The sequence below is a fragment of the uncultured Gemella sp. genome, assembly GCF_963519265.1.
Classification (GTDB): Bacteria; Bacillota; Bacilli; order Staphylococcales; family Gemellaceae; genus Gemella.
The window spans coordinates 1-7,654 of record NZ_CAUQNQ010000060.1 but is presented as its reverse complement, the minus strand read 5'-3'; the positions used below and the strand labels follow the sequence as shown (position 1 = coordinate 7,654).

8 protein-coding genes and 1 other RNA gene are annotated in these 7,654 nt (G+C 30.8%); all 9 read left to right on the top strand.

The window, feature by feature from the left end; translation table 11 throughout:
* Positions 1-678 (top strand): ribonuclease HII (locus tag RWN11_RS06240; RefSeq protein WP_314160902.1); only part of this gene is annotated, 678 nt, incomplete at its 5' end.
* Complete coding sequence (locus RWN11_RS06235; protein ID WP_314160901.1) at positions 671-2,509, top strand: ribonuclease J; 1,839 nt, start codon at positions 671-673, stop codon at positions 2,507-2,509. The genes RWN11_RS06240 and RWN11_RS06235, both read left to right, overlap by 8 nt.
* A 268-nt stretch (positions 2,510-2,777) precedes the next feature.
* A complete protein-coding gene (locus RWN11_RS06230; protein ID WP_314160900.1) occupies positions 2,778-3,986 on the top strand; it encodes a DNA polymerase IV in 1,209 nt (402 codons plus the stop codon).
* A 13-nt stretch (positions 3,987-3,999) separates the two neighbouring features.
* Positions 4,000-4,680: a tRNA (adenine(22)-N(1))-methyltransferase TrmK gene (locus tag RWN11_RS06225; protein ID WP_314160899.1), complete on the top strand. Its 681-nt coding sequence runs from the start codon at positions 4,000-4,002 to the stop codon at positions 4,678-4,680.
* Between the two features lie 26 nt (positions 4,681-4,706).
* Complete coding sequence (locus tag RWN11_RS06220; protein WP_314160898.1) at positions 4,707-5,477, top strand: threonine/serine exporter family protein; 771 nt, start codon at positions 4,707-4,709, stop codon at positions 5,475-5,477.
* Positions 5,478-5,486: 9 nt separating this feature from the next.
* Positions 5,487-5,936 carry a threonine/serine exporter family protein gene (locus tag RWN11_RS06215; protein WP_314160897.1) on the top strand — a complete coding sequence of 150 codons (450 nt, stop codon included), beginning with the start codon at positions 5,487-5,489 and terminating at the stop codon, positions 5,934-5,936.
* 47 nt (positions 5,937-5,983) lie between these two features.
* Entirely contained in the window at positions 5,984-6,244 is a 261-nt protein-coding gene (locus RWN11_RS06210) for a hypothetical protein (RefSeq protein WP_314160896.1), read from the top strand.
* Positions 6,245-6,504: 260 nt separating this feature from the next.
* Positions 6,505-6,769: signal recognition particle sRNA large type (gene ffs / locus RWN11_RS06205), an RNA gene on the top strand.
* 91 nt (positions 6,770-6,860) lie between these two features.
* On the top strand, positions 6,861-7,654 hold a 794-nt coding region (locus RWN11_RS06200), incomplete at its 3' end, for an MATE family efflux transporter (protein ID WP_314160895.1).

Sequence of the window (7,654 nt, the reverse complement as noted above, 5' to 3'; positions counted from 1 at the left end):
CTACTACTAAGTTATGCTAAGAAGCAAGAGAAAAAACTTTTTTATAAAAAAGAGTATGAAAAAAAATCATTTTACGAAAATAAATGTTATAATAATGGATGTAAGTATATTTGTGGAATAGATGAAGTAGGAAGAGGCCCGCTTGCTGGACCAGTAGTTGCTGCAGCGGTAATTTTAAAACAAGATAGCTATTTCGAAGGATTAAATGACTCAAAAAAATTATCAGAAAAAAAACGTGAAGAATTATATGAACAGATAAAAAAAGAGGCTGTTGCGTATGCCATTTGTGAAGTGGATAACATTGAGATTGAAAAATATAATATTTATAATGCGGCTCGTATAGCGATGCAAAGAGCAGTAGAGAAATTAGAGATAAAACCTGATTTCTTACTAATAGATGCTATGCCATTTGAGAATTATCTAATACCAAATTTTAGTATGGTAAAGGGTGATGAGAAGAGTGTATCTATTGCAGCTGCTTCTGTAATTGCAAAAGTTTATCGTGATAATTTAATGAAAGAATATGCGAAGAAATATCCACATTATGATTTTGAGAATAATGCGGGATATGGTACAAAAAAACATTTAGAAGGTTTAAAAGAATATGGAATAACACCAATTCACAGAAGAGACTTTGAACCTATAAAATCAATGATACAAGGAGGAAAACATGAGTAACAATAGTGGAATAAGTATTTCGAAAAATTTACAGAAAAATAATAATAAGAAAAATAATATTAATAATCGTGCAAGCAATAATAGACTAGCTGCAAAAGAGCAAAACAACAATACTAAGCAAGTAGTTAAGAAAATCACGAATAAAGTTAAATCTCAGAAAAATAAATCTAAGAAATTGCCTAAAATTAGCATAACTCCATTAGGAGGAGTAGAAGAAGTAGCTAAAAACATGTATATGGTGGAGATTGGGGATGAGATTTATGTTCTTGATGCAGGGTTAATGTTCCCAGAAACAGAGATGATTGGTATCGATGCCGTTATACCAGATATAAGTTACCTAGTACGTAATAAACAAAAAATTAAAGGGATTTTCTTATCGAATGGTCACGTAAGTTCTATGGGAGCTGTACCATATATTATTGATAAATTAAAATGTCCAGTTTATGGTTCTAAATTAACAATAGATTTATTAAAAAATCACCTTAAACAATTAGGCATTAAGAGAAGAATCAAGTTTTACTATGTAAAAGACAATAATAAGTATGATTTTAATAATGCTAGTGTTACATTCTTTAAAACTACATATTCAATGCCAGATTCTTTAGGTATTTGTATTGAAACTAGTCAAGGAAATATTGTTTATACTGGTGAGTTCAAGTTTGACCAATCAGTAAGTAAAGAATATAAATCTGATATTGTGAAAATTAGTACATTAGGTCAAAAAGGTGTTCTAGCTTTATTAAGTGATTCAAGTAATGCTAATGTTAAGGGATATAATGTTCCTGAGAATGAAGCTGCTGAGCAAATTGATAATGCATTTTACCAAGCAAATAAACGTATTATTGTAACGTGTTATGCTTCTAACTTCCTAACAATTTCTCATATTGTAAGAGCAGCATTAGCGCAAAATAGAAAGATTTTACTTCTAGGTCAAGCTATTGAAGCATCTATCAATACTGCAAGAAATATGAATTATTTACAAATTGAAGATAGTAACTTAATTAAAGTTGAAGAATTAAAAGACTATCCACAAAATGAAGTATGTATCCTTTCTTCAGGTGACCAAGGGGAACCAATAGAGGCTATGAAGAATATTGCTGAGAAAAAAATTGATGGAATTCAAATTGAATCTGGTGATACAATCATGATCGCAGCTACGCCTTCACCAAATATGGAAGTTATGTTATTCCAAACTTTAAACCTATTAGTTAAACTTGGAGCAAATGTTGTGACAGCTTCTAAGCGTCTTCACGCTGCTAGCCATGCAACTAAAGAAGAGCTGAAAATGATGTTAAATATGCTTATGCCAAAACACTTCATCCCTGTTCAAGGAGAATTTAGAAATCTTCGTAAGCACGCAGAAATTGCAGCTGAAACTGGAGTTGCAGCAGAAAATATTCATATTTTAGCTAAAGGTACGACTTTAGAATTAAGCGGAAACAAATCTAAAACATTATTAAACAACGTTTCTGTGGGGAATATTCTTGTTGATGGTCGAGGAATCGGAGATGTAGAAGATAGCGTATTAAAAGATAGAAAACTATTATCAAATGATGGAATCTTCGTCGCTTCATATGCTATTAGTAAAAAAGAGAAAACTCTAGTAGGAAGACCGGTTATTCAAACTAAAGGGTTTGTCTATGTTAAGAAGAGTATGGAGTTAATCAAGGAAGCAGAAGAAAAAGTGATTGAGTACTTAGAAAATAATCCAATTAAGAGTATTAGAGAATGTGCAGCTGTGAAAGCTGAGATTAGAAGTATGCTTTCAAGTTTACTATATGATAATACTAAGAGAAAACCAATAATAATAATTAACTTTTCATTAGTTTAGTAATGAAATATAACGGGAAATCGGAGGGAACAACAAAGAGGGGCCGACTCAGAAGTCCTGAATTTTAACAAAGTGTATATGATAACTCATAGACGCAGTGGTTTATTAAGATCTAAATTCGCTTTATAAAAGTTTTTTAGATATCTAATAAACTGTGCGGGGGTGACTCGACAAAATCGATTTCTTCAAAATCGTGATTTTGAGTCACTCCCGTTTTGAATTGCTCCTTATTGTTCCCGTTTTTAGTCTATGTAAATGAGGTGAAAAAATGTCAAAAGTTATTGCTCATATCGACATGAATTGCTTTTATGCAAGTGTAGAAGAAAAGTATAATCCTGAGTTAAAAGGAAAACCTTTAGCAATTGCAGGAGAAGTGAAAACTAGACATGGTATAATAGTAACCTCTAATTATGAGGCGAGAGAGTTAGGAATTAAAACTACTATGCGGGTTGGAGATGCAAGGAAAATATGTCCTAATATAAAAATACTTCGTCCGGATATGGCTAAGTATCAACAAGAGTCTAAGTTGATTTTTGATTTAGTTCGTGAATATACAGACAAGATTGAGATAGTTTCTGTTGATGAAGCATATATAGATTTAAGTGATTTTTCTGAACCAATAAAGGTGATAGCTACAATTCAACGTAGAATCTATAAGCAACTCGGAATGCCGTCATCAGTAGGCGTTTCTTTTAACAAGTTTTTTGCTAAAATGGGATCAAATTTGAAAAAGCCTCTTGGTTTTTCAATTATTAATAAGAAAAACTATAAAGATATACTATGGAATCTGGATATAGGAGAGATGCATGGTTGTGGGAAGGCTTCTACAAAAAAATTGAAAAAAATTGGTATAAATACAATTGGTGATGTTGCTAGTGCGAATGAGGTTATTCTACATAGTCTTCTAGGTGTTCAAGGTCTGAGATTAAAAAATAAGGCTAATGGAGAAGGTAACGCGGAATTAAAATATACAGTTGATAGAAAGTCTATAGGTAATTCCAAAACATTTATTAACGATTTAATAGATGAAGATGATATTTTGAAAGAAATTAAAAAATTAAGTGAGAAGGTTAGTTCTAGGGTTAAATCTCGCAATTATGTAGGAAACAATGTTTCGATAATGGTGAGATTTAGTGATTTTAAGACAATTACTAGATCTAAGAAGATACCTGAATATATTTCTAACGCGAATGATATTTTTAATTATGCATGGGAATTGTTGGTTGAACATTATGATTTCACACAAGGAGTAAGATTACTAGGTGTATCGTTAAATGATATTAAAAAAGCAAAAGAATTAAAAATTCAGCTTGATATTTTTGATAAAAAAGATTATAAAGAAGAAGAGAGACTTAGAAAACTTTCTAAGAAATTAAAAGCAGAGTTTGGTGATACAATAATAACCGATTTTGAAAATTTTGATAAAAAAGATAAGTCGATTATAACGACAAGTTTTAGTAAAGATTTTTTAGATTAATAAAGGAGATAGAATGTTAGCAATAAACAAGAGATTACAATTAGTAGCTGAATATGTAGAAAATAGAAGGTTAGCTGATATTGGAAGTGATCATGCCTATTTGCCAATTTATTTAGCTAAGAATAATAAAATTGATTATGCTGTAGCGGGAGAAATTGTTGAAGGACCACATAAAGTTTCTATAAAAAATGTTAGAGAAGAAGGCTTAGTTGGAACTATTGATTGTCGTAAAGCTGCAGGTTTGGATGCTATTGAGTTAAGTGATAATATTGAAGTAATAACAATTTGTGGTATGGGTGGAAAGCTAATAGCAGATATACTAGAAAAAGGTAAAGAAAAATTAGCGAATAAACCAAATTTAGTACTTCAGCCAAACGTTGGAGAAAATTTTGTTAGAGAAAAATTACAAGAATTAGGTTATGAGATAACAGCAGAAAACATTATTGAAGAAGATGGTCATATTTATGAGATTATCGTTGCAAAACCAGGTGTTATGGAATTAACAGAAGATGAGATTAATTTTGGTAAGTATTTATTAGTAGATAAAAATGAATTGTTTGTGAAGAAACAAAAACAAGAACTTTCAAAAATTGAATATATTTTAAGTCAATTAGAAAAAGCAAGTGAAATTCAAGAAAATAAAGTAGCTGAATTTAAAAATAAATATAAAAAAATATTAGAAATTATTTCTTAAAATTTTTATAATAAGGAGGGAAAGGTATGTTGCAATCTTTACATGATGAAAGAGAAGCTAAAAAGTTATTGAATTTTAGCGTAAAAATTGCTAAAAGCATGTTGTCATACGGAGCAGAAGTATATAGGGTTGAAGATACAGTTAATAGAATCTATAAGTCATTTGATAATATTAAAGCGGCAAATATTTTAGTTACTTATAACTTTGTTATTGTATCTTTTACATATAATGACAATACTTATACGACGATGAGAAGGGTTGTTTTGGGAGATCGTGATTTAGAGAAGATTGCACTTCTAAATGATATATCTAGAAAAATGGTAATGGGTGGTTGTACGCTAGATTATGCATTTAAAAAAATGAAAGAGGTAAAGGCGAAAAAAAGATATTCTACTACTTCGGTTATAGTTGCTCTAACTTTATCAGCTCCATTTTTTGCGATAATGTTTGGAGGGACCTTTAAAGATAGTTTGATTGCATTTTTAATAATGGCTATACAGGCTGCGTTTATAACATTTACTTCAAAATATAAACTGACATTATTTGTAAGTAATTTCTTGGGAGCATTTATTACAACTATATTGGTAATGTTATTAAATAAGATTTTCTTAATACATAATCCATTTAGTATTATTATTATGAGTTTGATGCCTCTTGTTCCTGGAGTTCAGGTCACAAATGCTGTTCGTGATTTTATGGCTGGGGATTATCTGTCTGGAATGATAGGAATACAAGCTGCAATCTTTGTATCTACAGCTATTGCGCTTGGTGTTGTTATGGGATTAAAATTGGTGTAAGGAGAAACTATGGAGAATAATATTTTTATACAATTTATAGCTGGCTTTGTGGTTAGTGCATCTTTTGGTATTTTCTTTAATGCACCTAAGAAATCCATATTTACTTGTGGGTTAATTGGTGCCATCGGTTGGTTAGTTCACGTAGTGACTAATTTGCTATTAGCAGATGTTGTAGTAAGTAGTTTTCTTGGAGCAGTTTGTGTAGGTGTTCTTTCTACTAACGCATCTAGAATATTAAAATTGCCAGCAACTATATTTATTTATACAGGGATGGTACCTCTAGTTCCAGGTTATGGTATGTATAATACTATGCAAAATATTGTAACGAAGAATTATGGAGTAGCTTCTCAAGTTGGGATTGAGACTATTCTTCAAGCAGGGGCGATAGCAATGGGAATATTATTAGCGTCTGTGTTTTCATCGTCAATTCAGAGGGTAAAGATACAAAGAAAACGATAAAAGTGATATAATAGTGGTAGTGAGTTTACAAAGGAGTCGAGTATATAATGGAATATATTTTATATTTTGCAGAAAGCTGTCCGGACACAGCACCGTTTAAAGAAAAATTATCAGAATTAGGGATTATATATAAAGAAGTAGAAGTAATGTCTTCTTTAAGAAATTTTAAAGAATTTCTATATGTTAGAGATACATATTCACAGTTCGAAGGAATAAGAGGTAATATGAAAATTGGTATTCCTTGTTTAGTTATTAATGAAAATGAATGTATCCTAGAACCTAATGAATTAGATAAATTAAAAAAATAGTTTTAGGTTAAGAGAATGATTCAAAAATCATGATTTCCGGTGAAATTGATTTTGTTGAGACCGTTTCACAAAATTTATTAGATATCTAAAAGCTCCTATAAAGCGAATTTAGATATCAACAAATCATGGTGTCTATAAATTTTTTTAAAAATTAGAATTTTTAAGGCAATCCCTTACTTTGGGAATTAACTACAGAAATTAACATTGTTTTTAATTTTATTAATTCCTTGCTTTTTATTTTTAAATTTGATATAATTAAGAAATGCTAGGTGGGGAGTTAGCGGTGCCCTGTACTTGCAATCCGCTTTAGCAAGACCGAATACCGAGATGCGGGTAGAATAGGGAATGTCGAGTTTAACACGTAATGTTGAGACTAAGGCACCTTACGACGCAATACTTATGAACCATGTCAGGTCCGGAAGGAAGCAGCATTAAGTAAGTCTATTGTGGGTGTGAGTTTTTGTCGAGGTTGAGTTGTCGATTAGACTAACGGTTTTTTAATCTATTCAAGTCTCGGTTGCATATAGTATAAATCGATGATATCTAAAAGTAAATTCGCTTTTGGATTTTTTTTGTGTTTTGAAAAAATAAAATTATGTAAATCATAGGAGGGGTTATGTATCAAGGGAAAAACTTTTCTGAACGTGCAAGTATTTTTATTAAATTGCTATTGCCAGTTTTAGTTTATCAAGTAATTTCATATTCATCTGGTATGATTGGAACGTTTATGGCGGGACATTATAGTCCTACAGATTTAGCAGGTGTAAGTATGGGTGTTAACATTTGGAATCCAATTATGTATACACTAAATGCAATTGTGTTAGCGTTGATTCCGATTGTATCGCAATTAATCGGAAAAAATAAAGAAGAAGAGATTCCTACGGTAGTTAGACAATTTCTGTACATAGCTGTTATTATCAGTGTTGTCTTAATTATTGGACTAAATACTTTAGCAACACCAATAGTAGATCGATTAGGTATGGATAGTAATATTGCAAAAATAACTAAGAACTATCTATTTTATGAAAGTTTTGGAGTACTATCTATCTTCTTATATGTAGTTTTACGTGCGTTTATAGACAGTTTAGGATTAACAAGATTATCGATGATAATGATGATAGTATCTGTACCTGTAAATGTATTCTTTGCCTATAGTTTCATTTTTGGAAAATTTGGTATGCCTGAGCTTGGGGGTGCAGGAAATGCAGTAGCTGTCTCAGTGACGTATACTGTGCTATTTTTTATAGCGTTATTTATAGTATTAATAAATCCTAAAATTAATAAGTATAAAATATTTGAAAAAGAAAAAGTAAAATTCGAAAAGTGGGGAGAAATTTTTAAATTAGGAATTCCTATAGCTCTAGCTACAGCACTTGAGACGGTTGTCTTTTCAACGTTATCTTTAATGGT

Excerpts from the sequence above, each read along its gene's own strand:
- RWN11_RS06225 (WP_314160899.1), top strand. The coding sequence starts at position 4,000 with ATGTTAGCAATAAACAAGAGATTACAATTAGTAGCTGAATATGTAGAA.
- RWN11_RS06235 (WP_314160901.1), top strand. The coding sequence starts at position 671 with ATGAGTAACAATAGTGGAATAAGTATTTCGAAAAATTTACAGAAAAAT.
- RWN11_RS06215 (WP_314160897.1), top strand. The coding sequence starts at position 5,487 with ATGGAGAATAATATTTTTATACAATTTATAGCTGGCTTTGTGGTTAGT.
- RWN11_RS06230 (WP_314160900.1), top strand. The coding sequence starts at position 2,778 with ATGTCAAAAGTTATTGCTCATATCGACATGAATTGCTTTTATGCAAGT.
- RWN11_RS06220 (WP_314160898.1), top strand. The coding sequence starts at position 4,707 with ATGTTGCAATCTTTACATGATGAAAGAGAAGCTAAAAAGTTATTGAAT.
- RWN11_RS06210 (WP_314160896.1), top strand. The coding sequence starts at position 5,984 with ATGGAATATATTTTATATTTTGCAGAAAGCTGTCCGGACACAGCACCG.